This window comes from Hamadaea tsunoensis DSM 44101 (genome assembly GCF_000428945.1).
Classification (GTDB): Bacteria; Actinomycetota; Actinomycetes; order Mycobacteriales; family Micromonosporaceae; genus Hamadaea; species Hamadaea tsunoensis.
On the sequence record NZ_AUAX01000006.1, the window covers coordinates 290,571 to 309,015 of the forward strand.

Genomic DNA, 18,445 nt, shown 5'->3' on the forward strand with positions numbered 1-18,445 from the left:
AAGCCCGAAAAGTCGCCCGGCGCACCGCGGCGGAGTGGCAATGCGTAACACTCGCTGTCTACGGTGTTGCGCCTACGGGCAACGCGCCGCGTGCCTCCCCACGTCATACATGCGTGGGTACGCGTTCAACGAGGGGAGTCGCATGCCGTCGAGGATGAGCCCGGGTCGGCCGGCGGCCGGCGGCCAGGACGACGGCAGCGCGCAGGACGGCCCGTCACCTCTTCGTTCTGGCGGCACGGTGGTGCGCTCGAAGTCCGGCCACGGGCTGAAGCCCCGGCGGCCGAAGCGGGCGAGCAGTCCACTGTGGTCCAAACTGGTGCTCGCGTTCGGCGCGATGGTGGCCCTGATCGGCTTCGGCGGCGTGGCCGTCGCCAAGTCCTTCATGGGCGATCTGACCAGCGCCATCGAGACCGGCAGCGTCGACGAGTCGGGCACCGGGCCGGCCCCGGTCGCGGCCGGCAACGCCCTCAAGGGTGCGATCAACATCCTGCTGCTCGGGCTGGACACGCGTACCGGGTGGGCGGAGGACGTGTCCCGGGCCGACACGATCATCATCCTGCACATCCCGGCGTCGCACGACCAGGCGTACCTGATCTCGATACCGCGGGACGCCGAGGTGCCCATTCCCAGCTGGGAGAAGTCCGGCTTCCCCGGCGAGCCCTACGACAAGATCAACGCTGCCTACTTCTACGGCTCCCAGCGCAAGCAGGGCTGGCAGGGTGGCGCGGGCCTGATGCTGAAGACGGTGCAGAACCTGACCGGCATCCAGTTCAACGGTGTCGTCGTCATCGACTTCAACGGCTTCAAGAACGTCATCGCGGCCATGGGCGGCGTGCACCTCTGCGTCGAGCAGGACACCTGGTCGAGCCACTACGTCAAGAACGACGCGGGCAATCCCGAGTACTACAACTACAAGGGCGACCACAAGCTGTCCAACAGCTGGATCCACAAGAAGGGCTGCCGGGACATGGCGCCCTGGGAGGCGCTGGACTACTCGCGGCAGCGCTACGGCCTGCCCAACAGCGACTACGACCGGCAGCGTCACCAGCAGCAGCTGCTGAAGTCGATGGCGAAGAAGGCGGCCAGCGCCGGCGTCATCTCCAATCCGAGCAAGCTGTCGGCACTGGTCAAGGCGGCCGGTGCGTCGTTGAAGATGGACACCCGCGGCGTACCGCTGGACGACTTCATCTTCACGTTGAAGTCGCTGGCCGGCTCGGACCTCACCGCGCTGAAGACCAACGCCGGCACGTACGCGCACTCCGAGGTGGGCTCCGGTGAAGGGATCACAGCGGGGACGAAGGAGATGTTCGCGGCGGCCCAGAACGACAGCCTCGGCGAGTTCATCTCGGACAATCCCCAGTATCTGATTCTGGACAAAACAGCGGGATAACCCGGAAACCCTGCGGTACGCCTCGAAAACCAACAAAGCGTCCTCAACGGACGGCGATCTCTCCTAATGTGAGCAGGGATCACCCCACCGTTCGTGAGGAGCCTTCGTGAGGCCGCACAAGTCGGATCGGCTGCTGAGCAGGTGGCCGCTGATCGTGGCGGGAGCCGTCGTGCTGACGCTGACGCTGCTGGTCGGTGGGGCGTTCAGCGTGCGCGCGATGATCCACCGGTACGACGCGGCCGTGCACCGGGGACAGCTGCTCGACGCGACCGCCCGGCAGGCGGACCCGAACACGCCCGACCCGATGGCCAAGCTCCGCCAGTCGACGATCAAGGGCCCGCTGAACTACCTGCTCGTGGGCTCGGACCGGCGGGCGACCGATCCGGACGCCGGCCAGCGGTCGGACACGATCATCATCGCCCAGGTGGATCGCGACCTGCGGCACGTCTACCTCGTCTCGATCCCGCGCGACCTGTACGTGGACATCCCGGCCTACAAGAACTTCGAGGGCGGCAGCGACAAGATCAATGCGGCCTACGACTACGGCGGCGGCGGTCCGCGGGGCGTACAGCTGCTGTCGGCCACGTTGACCAAGCTGACCGGGGTCAAGTTCGACGGCGCGGCGATCATCGAGTTCTCGGGCTTCCGCAAGGTGATCGACCTGCTCGGCGGCGTGAACCTCTGCGTCGACCACGACGTCACCTCGATCCACACCGGCAAGCACTTCACGGTCGGCTGCCGGATGATGAACGGCACCGACGCCCTCGACTACTCCCGGCAGCGCTACAACCTGCCCGACGGCGACTACGACCGGCAGCGCCACCAGCAGCAGCTGCTCAAGGCGATCTTCAAACGGGCCGGGGACGGCGGAGTCGCGTACAACCCGCTGAAGCTGGACGCCCTGATCCGCGCGGTCGGCGACACCCTTACCGTGGACACGGGCGGCGCGTCGCTCCCCGATCTCCTCCTCGGCCTGCGCCACCTCGGCCCGGACAGCCTGACCGGCGTACGCCTGCCGAGCCATCCCGAAGACGTCGACGACATCTCCTACGTCTTCCTCGACGACGAGAGCGCGGGACTGTTCGCCGCGATGCGGTCGGCCACGTTGAGCACCTGGGCCACCGCCCACGGAGACTGGATCAATCCCCTGGGCTGAGATTCCTTGCGGGACGCGGGCGCCCGCAATCACGTTCGGCGCACACACGTGTGGCCGAGCCGGGCGCCTGCCGGCGCACGCGTTAGCCTTGCTCTCGTGCAGATTCCTGTGACCGAGGCCGGCCAGGTTCCCGACGGGGCGTACCTGCTGGACGTGCGTGAACCCGAGGAGTGGACGGCCGGGCACGCGCCGGGCGCCACCCACCTGCCGATGATGGACGTCCCCGTACGCCTCGACGAGATCCCGCGCGACGGCGACGTGGTCGTGGTGTGCCGTTCCGGCGGCCGGTCCGGGCAGGTCGTCGCGTACCTGATGCATCAGGGGTACGACAACGTCGCCAACCTCGACGGCGGAATGCTCGACTGGGCCGCCGCCGGTCGTCCGATGGTCAGCGAGGACGGCCAGCCGGCGCGGGTGCTCTGACGATGCGTCCGCTGGTCATCGCACACCGCGGTGCGTCCGCCGCATATCCCGAGCACACCCGCCCCGCGTACGAGAAGGCTCTGGCGGACGGGGCGGACGGGCTGGAGTGCGACGTGCGGCTCAGCCGCGACGGGCAGCTGGTCCTCATGCACGACCGGGTGCTGGACCGGACGACGGAGCTGCGCGGGCCGGTCTCCCGGCGATCGGTGCCCGAGTTGCGGGGGGCCGGGGTGATGACCCTGGAGGAGCTGATCGAGCTGGCCCGCGGCGCCGGCCGCCCGGTGAAGCTGCTGGTCGAGACCAAGCATCCCAACCGCTACGGCAAGGCGGTCGAGCAGCGGCTGCTGGCGCTGCTGCGCCGGCAGGGGCTGGACCGGCCGCGCGCCGGCGAGCAGGTGGCGGTGACGATGATGTCGTTCTCGCCGCTGGCCGTCCGCCGCGTCCGGGCGCTCGCCCCCACGCTGCCCCGCGTGCAGCTGCTCGACCTGATCCCGCCGGGCCTCAAGCCGAGCCGGCTGCCGTTCGGCGCCCGGATCGCCGGCCCCGGCCTGGAACTCGTCCGCCGCCGCCCGGACCTGGTCCGGCGGCTCAAGGCCCGGGGCAACGACGTCTACATCTGGACGGTCAACGAGCTCGCCGACGTGGATCTCGTGGTCGGGCTCGGCGCCGACGCCATCATCACCGACCGTCCCGCCGAGGTGCGAAATCACCTCCTCGGGGGCGTGCTCTAGCGCACGGAGCGTGCGGACGGCAGGATCTACCGCGTGGGAGCGCGCTCGCGGTCGCTGCTGGCGGAACTGACCGCCACGCTGGAGCGTGTCAACGCGGGGGGCGCCGGCCTGCCCGCCATCGGCGAGGTCCTGGAGGCCAGCCATCGCGCGCTCGGCGCGCTGGGCGCCGCCGCCTCCGAGTACGTGGACAACGACGGTCGCGTGATCGCCGCCAGCGGCATCGTCGCGCCGTTCGTCGGCATCCGCTTCGACGGCGACACCAGCAAGTCGCACGAGGTGCGGGCCGGTTCGGGTGTGCACGCGTACGCGGTGGAGGACATCCAGCCGCTGGCCGCCGAACATCTCAAGGCGCTCGGCGTACACCGGCTGCTCGTCGCCGGGGCGCAGGTACGCGGCCGCGTCATCGCCTCGATCACGGCGGTCTTCGGCGGCGGCCCGGGCGGCGACCCCGAGGACGAGATCGCGATCATGCGCTGGTCCGCCGCCGTGGCCGCCCACCTCTACCTGGACCAGGTCGGCCTGCCCATCCTCGGCGACGGCCTGCCGGGCGTCGGGCGTACCGGGGACATCTCCGAGCGCGGGCTGTTCATCGCGATGGCCAGCCACGAGCTGCGTACGCCGGTGACCGTGATCAAGGGGTACGCCGACACGCTCAACGATCACTGGGACCAGCTCGACCCCCAGGCGCGGATGGACGCGATCCGGGTCATCGGCCAGCGTTCGGGAGAACTCGCCCGTCTCGTGGACCGGCTGCTCACCAGTGCCGTCGGCGGTCCGGCCGATGCCGCGCTGACCTCGTTCGACATGGTGGAGGCGCTGCGTACGGCGGTCTCGGAACTGCCCGCGAGCCTGCGGCGGCGGCTCGTGGTGCAGCTGCCCGCGCGCCTTCCGCCGGCCTGGGGGCTGCGCGCCGACGTCGAGATGGTGTTGACCGAACTGGTGACGAACGGCGACAAGTACTCGACGCCCGCCGAGCCGGTCACCCTGTCGGCGGGGGCCGATGAGGGAACCGTCTACTACCGGGTGGCCGATCGGGGTGTCGGTGTACGCCCGGACGAGGTCGAACTGGCCTTCGAACGGTACTGGCAGGGCACGGATCATGACATCACCGCGCGGCACGGGGTCGGACTGGGCCTATATCTCGTCCGAAAGACTATTGAGCGACAGAACGGTTGGGTGTCCTTACGTCCACGAGATGGAGGAGGTACCGTCGCAGAGGTACGGCTGCCACGAGGGGACCGTGTTCGGTCCGGGGAGGCATGAGCGTGACGATGGCCATCGCTGAGCGTGCGTGGTGCGTGGTGGTCCCTCATCACGCGCGGGGTGCACAGCAGGCCCGGCACCGCCTCGCCGCCGAACTGTCCGAGCTCCTCCCGCCGGCCATGCTGGCCGATGTCGTCGCCGTCGTCGCCGAGCTGGTCGGCAACGCCGTCCGCCATGCCGGACCCCTGCCCGGCGGGGTCGTCCGGGTCGCCTGGCGCGTCCGTGAGCTCGCCGGTGTCCGCGCCGTCGAGGTACGCGTGACCGACGGCGGCGCCGCCGAGGTGCCCCTGCCCCGGTCGGCCGGTCCGGACGAGGTGGACGGCCGCGGGCTGACCATCGTCGAGGCGCTGTCGCGGCGCTGGGGTGTCGAGCGTGACGGGCTCGGCCAGAGCGTCTGGGCCGAGATCGGCTGACCGTCCGCACCTCATGATCATCAAGTAAGGGGCGGGCGCCGGGCGGCGCCGACCGGCTTCCGTAGGATGAGGTCGTGACCGCAGCCATTCCCAACGTCCTCGCCGGCCGCTACGCCTCCGCAGAGATGGTGTCGATCTGGGCGCCCGAGGAGAAGATCAGGGCCGAGCGGAAGCTCTGGATCGCCGTCCTCAAAGCCCAGCGCGATCTGGGCGTGGCCGTGCCGGACGGCGTCGTCGAGGCGTACGAGCGGGTGCTCGACCAGGTTGACCTCGACTCGATCGCCGAGCGGGAGCGGGTCACCCGGCACGACGTCAAGGCCCGCATCGAGGAGTTCGGCGCCCTGGCCGGGCACGAGCACGTGCACAAGGGCATGACCTCCCGCGACCTCACCGAGAACGTCGAGCAGCTGCAGATCCGCGACTCCCTCGCCCTCGTCCGCGATCGGATGGTGGCCTCGCTGGCCCGGCTCGCCGCCCTCGCGGTGCGCTACGACGACCTCGTCATCGCCGGCCGCTCGCACAACGTCGCCGCCCAGGCCACCACCCTCGGCAAGCGGTTCGCCAGCGCGGCCCAGGAGCTGCTGCTCGCGTACGAGCGGGTGGAGGAGCTGCTGGTCCGGTACCCGCTGCGGGGGATCAAGGGGCCGGTCGGGACCTCCGCGGACCAGCTCGATCTGCTGGATGGGGATTCCACCAAGGTCGCCGAGCTGGAGCAGGCGGTCGCGCGGCACCTCGGCTTCTCGCGCGTCCTCGTCAGCGTCGGCCAGGTCTACCCCCGCTCGCTCGACCTCGACGTGCTCTCCGCGCTGGCCCAGGCCGCGGCCGGACCGTCCAGCCTGGCCACCACGATCCGGCTGATGGTCGGCCAGGAGCTGGCCACCGAGGGCTTCAAGCCCGGGCAGGTCGGCTCGTCGGCGATGCCGCACAAGATGAACACCCGTTCCAGCGAGCGGATCAACGGCCTCGCCGTGGTCGTCCGCGGCTACCTGTCGATGGCCGGCGAGCTGGCCGGCGACCAGTGGAACGAGGGCGACGTCTCGTGCTCGGTCGTGCGCCGGGTCGCCCTGCCGGACGCCTTCTTCGCTCTCGACGGGCTGTTCCAGACCCTGCTGACGGTGCTGGACGAGTTCGGCGCGTACCCGGCCGTGGTGGAGCGGGAGCTGGAGCGCTTCCTGCCGTTCCTGGCCACAACCAAGATCCTCGTCGCCGCCGTCCGCAAGGGCGTCGGCCGGGAGACCGCGCACGAAGTGATCAAGGAGCACGCCGTCGCCGTCGCGCTGGACATGCGCGAGCGCGGGCTGCCCGGCAACGACCTGTTCGACCGCCTCGCCGCCGACGGCCGGCTCGGCCTCACCCGGGCCGAGATCGATGCTCTCGTCAAGGACCGGGCGGCCTTCGTCGGGGCCGCGTCGGCCCAGGTCGCCGAGATCGTCCGCCAGGTCGAGGCGGCCGTCGAGGCTCATCCCGCCGCTGCCGCGTACGTCCCTGGGGCAATCCTGTGAGTGAGTGGTTGATCGCCTTTTTCACCGCGTTCATCCTCATCGTTCCGGTCGAGCTGCCGGACAAGACCTTCATCGCCACCCTCGTCCTGAGTACGCGTTACCGCCCGCTCCCGGTCTGGCTGGGTGTGAGCGCCGCCTTCGCCGTGCAGTGCGCGGTGGCGGTCCTGGCGGGAGCACTGCTCTCGAAGCTGCCCCGGATGCCGATCACGATCTTCGCGGCGCTCATGTTCGCGGCCGGTGCCGTGATCCTCTTCCGCGGCGCCCGCAACGTCGACGCCGAGGAGGCCGAGACCGAGCGCGAGTACGCCGCCAAGGCGACCGGCGCGAAGACCGGCTGGCGGGCCGCGATCGCGAGCTTCGTGGTGCTGTTCGCCGCCGAGTGGGGCGACCTGTCGCAGCTGATGACGGCGGGTCTCGTGGCCCGCGGCGGGCACCCGATCGCGGTGGGCCTGGGCTCCTGGGTGGCGCTCATTCTGGTGGCCGGCGCGGCCGTGCTGCTCGGCCGGTGGCTGCTGCGCCGGATCCGGCTGTCGGTCATCCGGTACATCGGCGCGGCCGTCTGTGCGATCTTGGCCACACTGACGGTCGTCTCTCTCGCGTGATCTTCTCCGGCGAGTGGGCCGCGGAGAAGTGTTCGCATAGCGGCAGGTAGGCTGGGCTCGGCCCCGCTACGAACTGGCAGGAGATAGCCCGTGGCTCGCGTCGTGGTAGACGTCATGCTCAAGCCCGAAATTCTGGACCCTCAGGGGCAGGCGGTCGCCGGCGCCCTTCCCCGCCTAGGCGTCAGCGACGTCGCCTCGGTACGGATCGGCCGTCGGGTCGAGATCGACTTTTCCGGCGAGGTGGATCTGGACAAGGCCCGTGAGATCGCCGACAAGCTGCTCGCCAACCCGGTGATCGAGGACTACACCGTCCGGGTAGAGCAGTGAAGATCGGTGTCGTGACCTTCCCCGGGTCACTGGACGACGGGGACGCGGCCCGCGCCGCGCGTTACGCCGGCGCCGAGGCCGTACGCCTCTGGCACGCCGATCCCGAGCTGCACGGCGTCGACGCCGTGGTGCTGCCGGGCGGCTTCTCGTACGGCGACTACCTGCGCTGCGGCGCGATCGCGCGGTTCGCGCCGGTGATGGAGACCATCGCCCGCGAGGCCCGTGACGGGCTGCCGGTGCTCGGCATCTGCAACGGCTTCCAGATCCTCTGCGAGGCCCACCTGCTGCCCGGCGCGCTGACCCGCAATCAGCACCTGCACTTCCGCAACCGCGACCAGCGCGTACGGATCGAGAACGCGACGACGGCGTGGACCGGCGACTTCTCGGCCGGCCAGGAGGTCGTCATCCCGGTCAAGAACGGGGAGGGCTGCTTCGTCGGCTCGACCGAGCTGCTCGACGAGCTGGAGGCGAACGGCCAGATCGTGGCCCGTTACGTCGGCGAGAACCCGAACGGCTCGATGCGCGACATCGCCGCCATCCGCAACGAGGCGGGCAACGTCGTCGGGATCATGCCGCACCCCGAGCACGCCGTGGACCTGCTGACCGGGCCCTCCGTGGACGGCCTCGGCTTCTTCACGTCCGTGCTCAAGGCGATCACGCCGGGTCGGCGTACCACGACCGAGGAGGTGCCGGCGTGACGTCGGTCGAGATCGACTTCGACACCGTCGAGCAGGCCCGCAGGACGCCGGACGAGGAGCAACCCTTCGCCGAGCTGGGCCTGCAGCCCGACGAGTACGAGCGCATCCGCCAGATCCTGGGCCGCCGGCCGACCCAGTCCGAGCTGGCCATGTACTCGATCATGTGGAGCGAGCACTGCTCCTACAAGTCCAGCAAGATCCATCTGCGCCAGTTCGGTGAGAAGAAGCCGGTCAGCGAGCGGGTACTGGCGGGGATCGGGGAGAACGCCGGCGTCATCGCGATCAGCGACGACATCGCGGTCACCTTCAAGGTCGAGTCGCACAACCACCCGTCCTACGTCGAGCCGTACCAGGGTGCGGCCACCGGCGTCGGCGGCATCGTGCGCGACATCCTCGCCATGGGCGCCCGCCCGGTCGCCGTGATGGACCCGCTGCGCTTCGGCGCGGCCGACCACCCCGACACCGCCCGGGTCCTGCCCGGCGTCGTCGCGGGCGTCGGCGGCTACGGCAACTGCCTGGGCCTGCCCAACATCGGCGGCGAGGTCGTCTTCGACCCCTGCTACCAGGGCAACCCGCTGGTCAACGCGCTCTGCGTGGGCGTACTGCCGGTGGACCGGCTGCAGCGCAAGGAGGCCGACGGCCCCGGCAACATCGTCGTGCTGATGGGGGCCAAGACCGGCCGCGACGGCATCGGCGGCGTCTCCGTCCTGGCCAGCGCCACCTTCGACGAGGGCTCCGAGCAGCGCCGGCCGTCGGTCCAGGTCGGCGACCCGTTCATGGAGAAGCTGCTCATCGAGAGCTGCCTGGAGCTGTACGCGGCCGACCTCATCGTCGGCGTACAGGATCTCGGTGGTGCAGGTCTGACCTGCGCGCTGACCGAGACCAGCGCGTCCGCCGGGACCGGCATGAAGGTGCAGCTGGAGACGGTGCCGCTGCGCGAGCCGTCGATGTCGCCGCACGAGGTGCTGGCGAGCGAGTCGCAGGAGCGCATGCTGCTCATCGTGGAGCCGTCGCGGCTCAACGCGGTGCTCGGCATCGCCCAGCTGTGGGGCGTCCTGGCCACCCCGATCGGCGTCGTCACGGCGCCCGAACCGGGCGAGAAGGCCGGCCGCCTGACGATCACCTGGCACGGCGAGACCGTCGTCGACGTCCCGCCGGGCAGCCTCGTGGACGACGGCCCGGTGTACGCGCGCCCGCTGAAGGAGCCGAACGACCTCCCGCTGCTGCAGGCGGACCGGGCCGAGACGCTGCCGAAGCCGGCCGACGGCGACGGGCTGCGGGCACTGCTGCTGCGCATGATCGCCTCGCCGAACCTGTGCGACAAGAGCTGGGTCACCGAGCAGTACGACCGCTACGTGCTCGGCAACACCGTCCTCGCGCAGCCGGAGGACGCCGGCCTGATCCGGATCGACGAGAACTCCGGCCTCGGTGTCGCGATCTCGCTCGACGGCAACGCCCGGTACGCCCGCCTCGACCCGTACGCCGGCGCGCAGCTGGCGTTGGCCGAGGCGTACCGGAACGTGGCCGTGACCGGTGCGAATCCCGTCGCCGTGACGAACTGCCTGAACTTCGGCTCGCCGGAGGACCCGGCGGTCATGTGGCAGTTCGCGGAGGCCGTCCGAGGTCTCGCCGACGGCTGCCTGGAACTGGGCATCCCGGTGACCGGCGGCAACGTCAGCTTCTACAACCAGACCGGCGCGGCCGCCATCCACCCGACCCCCGTGGTCGGCGTGCTCGGCGTGCACGACGACGTGGCGCAGCGGGTGCCGATGGGCTTCTCGTACGCGGGCGACGCCGTGTTCCTGCTGGGCTCGACGCGTACGGAGCTGTCGGGGTCGGAATGGGCCTGGGTGGAGCACAACCACCTCGGCGGTACGCCGCCCCAGGTCGACCTGCCGGGCGAGCGCCGGCTGGGCGAGGCGCTGGGCGAGGCGGCCGACCGCGGCCTGGTCCGCAGCGCGCACGACCTGTCCGACGGCGGCCTCGCGCAGGCGCTGGTCGAGAGCAGCCTCCGGCGCGGCTTCGGCGTGGACGTCGAACTGCCGGCCGAGTGGTCGACGGGCACGCTGCCCTTCGTCTACCTGTTCTCCGAGTCGACCGGCCGGGCGCTGGTCACCGTTCCGCCGGGCCACGAGATGGCGTTCACCGCGCTGTGCGAGGAGCGGCAGCTGCCCGTCACCAAGCTCGGCACGGTGGCCGCCGAGGGCGCGGCGCTGAGCGTACAGGGGCAGTTCTCGGTGTCGCTCGACGAACTGCGTGAAGCCTGGACCGGTACGCTCCCGCGACTGTTCGGCTCGACCATCAGCACGAACGTCGTCCAGGAGGACTAGCTCCGAAGACGGAAGACGGAAACGAATGGCGTCCCTGGCTCAGGGGCGCCATTCGCCTGTCCGGAGGAAATCGCGGACGGTGGCCGTCGGCCCGGCCAGGTCGAGGCCGGCGTCGCGTACCCAGGCGTCGTCGTAGTAGGTGTTGGCATAGCGCTCGCCGCCGTCGCAGAGCAGCGTGACGATCGAGCCCGTGTCCCCGGCCGCCCGCATCTGGGCAATGAGGCTGAAAGCGCCCCACAGGTTCGTGCCGGTGGACCCGCCGACCCGCCGTCCGAGCAGTTCCGACGCCGTACGCATCGCGGCCAGCGAGCCCGCGTCCGGCACGGAGATCATCCGGTCGACGACCGACGGCTGGAACGACTGCTCCACCCGCTGGCGGCCGATGCCCTCGATCCGCGAGCCGGTGCCGGTCGTGATCGACCAGTCGCCGTTCCGCCAGGCCGCGTAGAAGGCCGAGTTCTCCGGGTCGACCACGCACACCTTGGTGCAGTGGCGCTGATAGCGGACGTACCGGCCGATCGTCGCCGAAGTGCCGCCGGTGCCGGCGCCGACCACGATCCACGCCGGGATCGGATGGCGCTCCAGTTCCAGCTGCTCGAAGATCGACTCCGCGATGTTGTTGTTGCCGCGCCAGTCGGTGGCGCGCTCGGCGTACGTGAACTGGTCCATGAAGTGACCGCGGCGTTCGTCGGCCAGCCGCCGGGCCGCCGTGACGACCTGTGCTGGATCGTCGACGAGATGGCACTGCCCGCCCTGGAACTCGATCAGGGCGATCTTCTCCTTGCTGGTCGAGGCCGGCATCACCGCGACGAAGGGCAGCCCCAGCATCCGCGCGAAGTACGCCTCGCTGACCGCCGTCGACCCCGAGGACGCCTCGACGATCGTGGTGCCCGGCCGGATCCAGCCGTTGCACAGCGCGTACAGGAAAAGGGAACGGGCGAGGCGGTGCTTGAGCGAGCCGGTGGGGTGGACGGACTCGTCCTTGAGGTACAGGTCGATCCCCCACGCCGTGGGCAGCGGAAACGGCAGCAGGTGGGTGTCCGCGGACCGGTGCGCGTCGGCCGCGACGCGGGTGACGGCTTCGGTGACCCAGGCACGGTCGTCGTCAGAACATCTGTCGAGCTGCTCCATCCGGACAGAATAACCGCAGGTAGGAGGTGAGGATCACGCGACGGATTCCGGCTAACTCGTGCCGAAGAGGGCGTTGATAAGGGAATATACGAAGGAGGTTCGCAAATAGTACAAGACATTTTGGGTGGATGGTACGAATCGGCAGTTTCAGGGATAACTATCTCTGATGGTGATTCAATGATCGTACGTCCACACGGAGCCCGAGCTTATCGGCCGTGATCCATGGGGGCTCCGTCGACACTAGGAGGTGCGTGTGGACACGGGAGATCGCCTGCTGACACCCGGTGAGGTGGCGGCGTTGTTCCGGGTGGATCCGAAGACCGTCACGCGGTGGGCCGCGGCCGGTCGGATCGGCAGCATCCGTACGCCGGGTGGTCATCGCCGGTTCCGTGAGTCGGAAGTCCGAGCACTCCTGGAGGGTGAGGCGGAACTGGCCGAGGCGGGCGGCGCCGCGACCAGCGGACATTCCGCCAACCCGCACATGAGCGATGCGTACGAGCGGCGCCCATCGTATTGACGGGGTGCGTGGGCATATCCTCCATCGTGGAATGCGATCCATCGTGGAGTGCCCCCGCCTCCGTAGCGCCACAGGCCGGGGCCCGGCCGGATCGCCTGCTCCGGCGACCCGGCCGGAGCCGGGAGGGCGCGACCCCCACCGCCAGGGACTGGACGAGTCCACGACGCGGTGAGATGGGACGGTGATTGTCGCGAGATGCCCGTTAATCCCCGCGCCGCGCAACTGCAGGAAGCCACTTGCGAGGCCATCACGACGGCCGTGCGGCGATACCTGCCCGCCGGGGCGTACCGGGACTTCACCTTGTGGGCGTTCTCGCCGGCCAATCCGCGCCGGCAGGACTATCTCCAGGTCACCGGGCTGACTCAGCTCGTCACCATGAACGTCACGCTCCTGTCCGGCCTCGTCGAGCACGACGACTGGGCGGATGTCGAGCGATACCTCGCGCTGATGAACGCGTACCAGTTCTTCGAGACGATCTCCGACAACGTTGCCATGGGCCTCGGCTCGCCCCGCCTGGCCGAGACCGGCCGTGAGCGGCTCGAACTCGTCACAGCGCTCAACCGGGCCATGATCGGCGCACTCGCCCCCGGCCGCGCGACACCCGCGCTGCTCCTGCTCAGCGGCGCGCCGCGGGCCGCCGCCGAGCGCGTCTCCGCCTTCGACCAGAGCCTCGCCTCCGCGAAATACGCCGGCATCGCCGAGGAGTACGCGCGCCACGGCGCCGGGATCACCTCCGGCGAGATCGAATTCGGGCTGTGGGGCGCGCTCGTCACCAACGTCGAGACCTGTCGCGACATCGCCGAGGCCATGGCATCCCGACCGGTCGGTCCGCTGCTGCGCGACGGCCTGAGCAGCCGCTACCGGGCCGTCGACCGCAGCCTGCGGGCGGCCAGCCTCTCCCGCATGGAACTGGCCACCCTCGGCGCCCACTCGATCCTGGTGATGCCGACACTCGCGTACGGGATCGGCGTGCTGGCCGACGCGACGACCGGTACGGACCTGGCCGGGGTGCTGGCCGACGGAACCCTCACCGACGTCCTGTTCGACGCCGCCCTGCTCGTACGCCTGCAGAACGACGTCGGTACGCGGCTGCTCCGGATGGCGACCGCCCAGCAGGACGCCCTGCTGCACCGGTTGGCCCGGCAGGCCGCCGACACCGGGCGTACCACCGTGGCGGATGCGTTCGCGCTGCTGGTCGAGGCGGCCGTGACCGAGGTGTCGCTGACCCGGCTGGAGAAGGACATCGTCAACGACGAGTTCAACATCGCCCTCTGGAACGCCCGCCGGGCCGGGGACGCGGCCGGTGCGCTCCGGGCGCTCGGCGAGAGCCTCGCGTACTTCGCCGTCCTGTACACCCAGCACAGTGGACGGTTGGCGAGCGGCCTGGGCTGGCTGGACGAGCGGCTGGGTGACCGCCGGATCTCGACGGTCGTCGAGCGGTTCGTCCGGTTCCACGAGCGGATGTACGCCCACCGCTACACCGAGGCGATCGGCGAATACGCGATCTGACGGTGTATCGCCGGCCGGTGTCGGTGGCGGGTCGTCAGGCCGGAACCGCGGTTCGGAGGCTGCCGAAGTAGCGCCTGGCCACGATCCGCAGCAGGGGCAGGAACACCGGACCGAACCACCGGAACGGACCCGTCGCCGCCAGCTCGGCAGTCATCGTGAACCGCGTACGCCCGGCCGTCAGCGGCGTGAACGTGTACTCGGCCGTGAACGGGGTCAGCGAATCCGTCGACCGGTACAGGAAACGCCGGGGCGGCTCGACCTCCAGCACCACCATCCGAGCCGGGAAGCGTACGCCGAACAGTCGTGTGTCCTGCGCGTACTCCGTGCCGGGACCGCCGTCCCCGGTGAGCCGTTCGGCCGAGATGACCCCTCGCCACCAGTGGACGTCGTTGCGGATGTCGGCGACGTACGCGAAGACGTTCTCCACCGGCCGGTCGACATCAACATGGATGCGAATGGTCGCCATGGCGCGACCCTAGGGCGCGGACCGGTCAAGGTCAACGACCGATAGGCTGAGCGTATGCGCAGGCCGTGGATCGTGGGCGTCTCCGGAGCGTCGGGTACGCCGTACGCCGCGGCCGTTCTGCGGGCCCTTCTCGACGCCGATCATCCTGTCGACCTGGTTGTGTCACGGGCTGCTCGGTTGACAATCATCGATGAAACCGGCGTACCGTTCCGCGACGCACATTGGCACACCGACCTTGAGAGCTGGCTGGGCCGTTCCGTCGACGCTGACCGCGTACGCTTCTGGCCCGCCGGTGACTTCGCGGCCGGCCCCAGCAGCGGTTCGTACCCGGCCGCCGGGATGATCGTCGTCCCCGCCTCGACCGCCGCCTGTGCGGGTATCGCGCTCGGCCTCTCCAAAGACCTGCTCCAGCGGGCCGCCGAGGTGAACCTCAAGGAACGCCGCCGGGTCGTCGTCGTCCCCCGCGAGACGCCGGTCTCCCGCTCGCATCTGCTGCATCTCGTGTCGCTTGTGGACTCCGGCGCGGTGGTCCTGCCCGCGTCCCCCGGCTTCTACAGCGGCGGCGCCCAAGCGACCGCCCAGCAGCTCGTCGACTTCGTCGCCGGCAAGATCCTGGACGCCTGCGAGATCGACCACGATCTCTTCACCCGCTGGTCGGGGACCGGACTCAAGCGCCCCTGATCCCACCCCGGCCAGCAAGATCGCCGCGGATCTAGATCGCGAGCGCGATCACGGCGAACGCGAACAGGGCGATTCCGACAAAACCGTTGCTGGTGAAGAAGGCCCGATTCACCCGGGACAGGTCCGTGGGCGTGACGATGACGTGCTGGTACGCGAACGCCCCCGCCGTCAGCGCGAGACCGACCCACCACGGCCAGCCGAAGCCGATCCAGATCCCGAAGAGGACGAACAGTCCGAACGTCACCAGGTGGGTCAGCGTGGAGACCCGCAGGGCGAACGGGATGCCGTAGCGGGCCGGCACGCTGCGTACGCCGATCTGCCGGTCGACTTCGGCGTCCTGGCAGGCGTAGATGAGGTCGAAGCCGCCGATCCAGAGGCCGACGGCCGCGCCGAGCAGCCAGGCCGGACCGCTGCCGTGGAAGGTGCCGGTGACGGCGAGCCAGCCGCCGATCGGGCCGACCGCCTGGGCGAGGGCGAGGAACGCGTGCGGCCAGTTGGTGAACCGCTTGGCGTACGGGTAGATGACCAGCGGGATCACGGCGAGCGGCGACAGGATGAGGCAGAGCGGGTTGAGCAGCGCCGCGCTGCCGAGGAAGACGACGAGCGCGACGATGGCGCCGGTCCAGGCGGTGCGGACGCTGACCTTGCCGGTGACCAGTTCCCGCTGGGCCGTACGCGGATTCCGCGCGTCGATCTTGCGGTCGATGATCCGGTTGGCGGCCATCGCGAAGGTACGCGCACCGACCATGGCGATCGTGATCAACAGCAGCGTGACCCAGCTGAACTGGTCGAAGCGCTGCATGGCCGTCAACGCCGACAGGTACGCGAACGGCAGCGCGAAGACGGAGTGCTCGATCATGACGAGTCGCAGGAATGCCTTCACAGCCCGTACTCCTTCCAGCGCTTGGTGACCTTGGCGACGATCTCGGGGGACATCACGGTCGCATCCGGCCAGCCGCGGTGGTAACCCTCGCTCGGGAGTTTGCGGGTGGCGTCGACGCCCGCCTTGCCACCCCAGAACTGCTGGTACGACGCGTGATCCAGATGGTCGACCGGGCCGGAGGTGACGACCAGGTCGTGGGCGTAGTCGACGTTGCCGAACGCGCGGAACGCGACCTCGTTGAGGTCCCGCGGGTCGCAGTCGTCGTCGACGATGACGATCAGCTTGGTGAGCGACAGCAGGTGGGCGCCCCAGACCGCGCTCATCACCTTCTGCGCGTGCTTGGGGTAGCGCTTGCGGATGGAGACGACCAGGCAGTTGTGGAAGACGCCCGGCTCGGGCATGTGCATGTCCACGATGTCCGGCACGAGCAGCTTGATGAGCGGCAGGAAGATCCGCTCGGTGGCCCGGCCGATCGGCCCGTCCTCCTGCGGCGGCTTGCTCGTGATGATCGAGTGGTAGATCGGATCGCGCTGCATCGTCATGGCCTCGACGTGCAGGACCGGGAACGGCTCGACCGGGGTGTAGAAGCCGGTGTGGTCGCCGAACGGGCCCTCCGGGTGCCGCTCGCCGGGCTCGACGTAGCCCTCCAGCACCACCTGCGCGCGCGCCGGAACCTGCAGCGGGACGGTGAGGCAGTCGACCATCTCGACCCGCTCGCCGCGCAGGAAACCGGCGAACAGGTACTCGTCGATGTCGCCGGGCAGCGGGGCGGTCGCGCTGTAGGAGACGACCGGGTCGCAGCCGAAGGCGATCGCCACCGGCAGCCGCCGGCCGAGCCGCTCGGCCACGGCGTGGTGGGCGGTCGAGTCCTTGTGGATCTGCCAGTGCATGCCGAGCGTGTTGCGGGAGTGCTGCTGCAGCCGGTACAGGCCGAGGTTGCGCTTGCCGGTCTCCGGGTGCTTGGTGTGGGTCAGGCCGTAGTTGTGGAAGATCCCACCGTCGTCGGGCCAGGTGACCAGGCCCGGGAGCTTGTTCAGGTCGACGTCCGGGCCTTTGAGGACGATCTCCTGGCAGGGCGCCGTGCGTACCTTCTTGGGCGGGAGGCTCTTCAGCTGCATGACCTTGCCCAGGCCGTCCATCATGCCGGAGAAGCCCATCGGCAGGTCCGGCTTGATGAGGTCGCCGATCCGGGCCCCGATCTCGTCGAAGTCCTTCACGCCCAGGGCGGTCGCCATCCGCCGGTCGGTGCCGAAGATGTTGATGGCCAGCGGCATCTCGCCCCGGGTCGGCCGCTCGAACAGCAGCGCCGGGCCCTGGTCGCGTACGGTGCGGGTGACGATCTCGCTGATCTCCAGCGTCGGATCCACCGGGACGCGTACGCGCTTCAGCTCACCGTCGGACTCCAGGGCGGTCAGGAACTCGCGCAGGTCGGTGAAGGGAAACCGCGGTCGGGCCATGGCGCCATCCTGCCACGGCCCGGGGCACTGCCTGCTGAGGGCCTACGAGATGCAGTCCCCGGCGTTCCACGTGTCGAATCGGGTCAGCCAGGTGACGCAGTAGGGGGCGCTGCCCTGGTTCGCCGTGGAGGTCACGTCGTCCTCCCGCCAGAACTGCGTGGGGGCGCCGGGCGTCGGGAGAAGCTGCACGTTGTCGAAGCTGACCGGCGGCACGGTGTACGACTTGGGCGCGTTGCTGGCCGAGTAGATCTCGACGTACTGCTCGATCGTGGCGGCCGCCGAGATCGGCAGGTTCTGGCTGGCCAGCAGGTGCCACTGGTCGCCCCACCAGAGCCAGGCCAGCCAGGTCGTGTCACCTTGCTCGGTGGCCGACTCCGCCTGCAGGTAGATCCAGATCCGGTCGCCGGGCTTGATCGCGTAGTCGTCGAAGAACGTCCAGGCGTTGCGGTTGGTGTCGTAGGTGTAGATCCGCTGCCGGCCGCCGCCCGCCCAGCCCGTCTCCGCCCAGCCGGCCTCCAGCCAGGCGGTGTCGCCGTCGGCGGTCTCTTGCCGTGCCATGAACCGGGCCGCGGTGAAGTCGAGCGTGTCCTTGCGTACGCCGGGGTCGGCGACCGAGATCCGGCCCATCACCCCGGCCCAGCCGGACATCGTCGTGGCCCCGAGATGCTGGTAGTGCCCGGAGGTGTCGGCCGGCGCGAGCGACTTCGGCATCGGGCGCGCCTGGCGTACGGGCTGGATGCTGGTGGGCCGGGCCCGGCAGACGTCGTGGCCGGACAGGTCCGGCGCACTCGTCGGAGCGTGGGTTGGTGCCTGCGCGGCGGCCCTGCACAGCGGCAGCGCGACCGCCGGGTCGCCGGAGAACAGGGTCCAGCCGGTCGGCAGGAGCAGGACGGCGGCGAGGGCCAGGCGAGGCAGGGCGAGCAGCTTCACACTGCGCGTAACTGCCCCCGCGACCTGGGGTGACGG

At 70.0% G+C, this 18,445-nt stretch carries 19 protein-coding genes; 14 read left to right on the top strand and 5 right to left on the bottom strand.

Going from position 1 to position 18,445, the window contains the following annotated elements:
- Positions 1-154 precede the first annotated feature (154 nt).
- The 11 genes from G401_RS45530 (at position 155) to purL (ending at position 10,835) form a co-directional block, all read left to right on the top strand.
- Positions 155-1,390 (top strand): LCP family protein, encoded by a 1,236-nt coding sequence (locus G401_RS45530; protein WP_064741758.1) that lies wholly within the window; start codon positions 155-157, stop codon positions 1,388-1,390.
- A 106-nt stretch (positions 1,391-1,496) separates the two neighbouring features.
- Positions 1,497-2,546 (top strand): LCP family protein, encoded by a 1,050-nt coding sequence (locus G401_RS0113725; RefSeq protein ID WP_456064518.1) that lies wholly within the window; start codon positions 1,497-1,499, stop codon positions 2,544-2,546.
- Positions 2,547-2,642: 96 nt separating this feature from the next.
- Entirely contained in the window at positions 2,643-2,969 is a 327-nt protein-coding gene (locus G401_RS0113730; protein ID WP_034591523.1) for a rhodanese-like domain-containing protein, read from the top strand.
- Between the two features lie 2 nt (positions 2,970-2,971).
- Complete coding sequence (locus G401_RS0113735) at positions 2,972-3,700, top strand: glycerophosphodiester phosphodiesterase (RefSeq protein WP_034591525.1); 729 nt, start codon at positions 2,972-2,974, stop codon at positions 3,698-3,700.
- Positions 3,701-3,733: 33 nt separating this feature from the next.
- Positions 3,734-4,963, top strand: a complete 1,230-nt coding sequence (locus tag G401_RS57645; protein ID WP_034591527.1) for a sensor histidine kinase — start codon at positions 3,734-3,736, stop codon at positions 4,961-4,963.
- Entirely contained in the window at positions 4,960-5,376 is a 417-nt protein-coding gene (locus tag G401_RS45535; protein WP_084557148.1) for an ATP-binding protein, read from the top strand. The genes G401_RS57645 and G401_RS45535 overlap by 4 nt, the downstream gene beginning before the upstream one ends.
- A 74-nt stretch (positions 5,377-5,450) precedes the next feature.
- Positions 5,451-6,878 (top strand): adenylosuccinate lyase, encoded by a 1,428-nt coding sequence (gene purB, locus G401_RS0113750; protein WP_027342958.1) that lies wholly within the window; start codon positions 5,451-5,453, stop codon positions 6,876-6,878.
- Complete coding sequence (locus tag G401_RS0113755; RefSeq protein ID WP_034591529.1) at positions 6,875-7,480, top strand: TMEM165/GDT1 family protein; 606 nt, start codon at positions 6,875-6,877, stop codon at positions 7,478-7,480. The genes purB and G401_RS0113755 overlap by 4 nt, the downstream gene beginning before the upstream one ends.
- A gap of 90 nt (positions 7,481-7,570) precedes the next feature.
- Positions 7,571-7,807: a phosphoribosylformylglycinamidine synthase subunit PurS gene (gene purS / locus G401_RS0113760; RefSeq protein WP_027342960.1), complete on the top strand. Its 237-nt coding sequence runs from the start codon at positions 7,571-7,573 to the stop codon at positions 7,805-7,807.
- Entirely contained in the window at positions 7,804-8,505 is a 702-nt protein-coding gene (gene purQ / locus G401_RS45540; protein ID WP_051366609.1) for a phosphoribosylformylglycinamidine synthase subunit PurQ, read from the top strand. The genes purS and purQ overlap by 4 nt, the downstream gene beginning before the upstream one ends.
- Positions 8,502-10,835, top strand: a complete 2,334-nt coding sequence (purL, locus tag G401_RS45545; RefSeq protein WP_084557149.1) for a phosphoribosylformylglycinamidine synthase subunit PurL — start codon at positions 8,502-8,504, stop codon at positions 10,833-10,835. The genes purQ and purL overlap by 4 nt, the downstream gene beginning before the upstream one ends.
- A 39-nt stretch (positions 10,836-10,874) precedes the next feature.
- On the opposite strand, the gene cds1 is transcribed toward purL, so the two are convergent.
- Entirely contained in the window at positions 10,875-11,966 is a 1,092-nt protein-coding gene (cds1, locus tag G401_RS0113775) for an L-cysteine desulfhydrase Cds1 (protein WP_027342961.1), read from the bottom strand.
- 253 nt (positions 11,967-12,219) lie between these two features.
- Here cds1 and G401_RS58500 point away from each other — a divergent pair, with 253 nt between their 5' ends.
- Both G401_RS58500 and G401_RS0113785 read left to right on the top strand, forming a co-directional pair.
- Complete coding sequence (locus G401_RS58500; RefSeq protein WP_051366610.1) at positions 12,220-12,483, top strand: BldC family transcriptional regulator; 264 nt, start codon at positions 12,220-12,222, stop codon at positions 12,481-12,483.
- Positions 12,484-12,678: 195 nt separating this feature from the next.
- Positions 12,679-13,992, top strand: coding sequence for a hypothetical protein (locus G401_RS0113785; protein WP_157545681.1), 1,314 nt, complete (start codon positions 12,679-12,681; stop codon positions 13,990-13,992).
- Between the two features lie 34 nt (positions 13,993-14,026).
- Here G401_RS0113785 and G401_RS0113790 read toward each other — a convergent pair whose 3' ends face one another.
- Positions 14,027-14,458: an SRPBCC family protein gene (locus tag G401_RS0113790; protein WP_034591531.1), complete on the bottom strand. Its 432-nt coding sequence runs from the start codon at positions 14,456-14,458 to the stop codon at positions 14,027-14,029.
- A 54-nt stretch (positions 14,459-14,512) separates the two neighbouring features.
- Between G401_RS0113790 and G401_RS0113795 the strand changes: the two genes are divergently transcribed.
- Positions 14,513-15,139, top strand: coding sequence for a UbiX family flavin prenyltransferase (locus G401_RS0113795; protein ID WP_027342964.1), 627 nt, complete (start codon positions 14,513-14,515; stop codon positions 15,137-15,139).
- Positions 15,140-15,170: 31 nt separating this feature from the next.
- Here G401_RS0113795 and mqnP read toward each other — a convergent pair whose 3' ends face one another.
- Genes mqnP through G401_RS0113810 form a run of 3 tightly spaced genes read right to left on the bottom strand, consistent with a single transcriptional unit; the run spans position 15,171 to position 18,409 of the window.
- Positions 15,171-15,998 carry a menaquinone biosynthesis prenyltransferase MqnP gene (gene mqnP / locus G401_RS0113800; protein WP_245601716.1) on the bottom strand — a complete coding sequence of 276 codons (828 nt, stop codon included), beginning with the start codon at positions 15,996-15,998 and terminating at the stop codon, positions 15,171-15,173.
- Between the two features lie 20 nt (positions 15,999-16,018).
- Entirely contained in the window at positions 16,019-17,479 is a 1,461-nt protein-coding gene (locus G401_RS0113805) for a menaquinone biosynthesis decarboxylase (RefSeq protein WP_027342966.1), read from the bottom strand.
- Positions 17,480-17,521: 42 nt separating this feature from the next.
- Positions 17,522-18,409, bottom strand: a complete 888-nt coding sequence (locus G401_RS0113810; RefSeq protein ID WP_245601706.1) for a hypothetical protein — start codon at positions 18,407-18,409, stop codon at positions 17,522-17,524.
- Positions 18,410-18,445 lie beyond the last annotated feature (36 nt).

Excerpts from the sequence above, each read along its gene's own strand:
- G401_RS45530 (WP_064741758.1), top strand. The coding sequence starts at position 155 with ATGAGCCCGGGTCGGCCGGCGGCCGGCGGCCAGGACGACGGCAGCGCG.
- G401_RS0113735 (WP_034591525.1), top strand. The coding sequence starts at position 2,972 with ATGCGTCCGCTGGTCATCGCACACCGCGGTGCGTCCGCCGCATATCCC.
- G401_RS45535 (WP_084557148.1), top strand. The coding sequence starts at position 4,960 with ATGAGCGTGACGATGGCCATCGCTGAGCGTGCGTGGTGCGTGGTGGTC.
- cds1 (WP_027342961.1), bottom strand. The coding sequence starts at position 11,966 with ATGGAGCAGCTCGACAGATGTTCTGACGACGACCGTGCCTGGGTCACC.
- G401_RS0113785 (WP_157545681.1), top strand. The coding sequence starts at position 12,679 with ATGCCCGTTAATCCCCGCGCCGCGCAACTGCAGGAAGCCACTTGCGAG.
- G401_RS0113790 (WP_034591531.1), bottom strand. The coding sequence starts at position 14,458 with ATGGCGACCATTCGCATCCATGTTGATGTCGACCGGCCGGTGGAGAAC.
- G401_RS0113795 (WP_027342964.1), top strand. The coding sequence starts at position 14,513 with ATGCGCAGGCCGTGGATCGTGGGCGTCTCCGGAGCGTCGGGTACGCCG.
- mqnP (WP_245601716.1), bottom strand. The coding sequence starts at position 15,998 with ATGATCGAGCACTCCGTCTTCGCGCTGCCGTTCGCGTACCTGTCGGCG.
- G401_RS0113805 (WP_027342966.1), bottom strand. The coding sequence starts at position 17,479 with ATGGCCCGACCGCGGTTTCCCTTCACCGACCTGCGCGAGTTCCTGACC.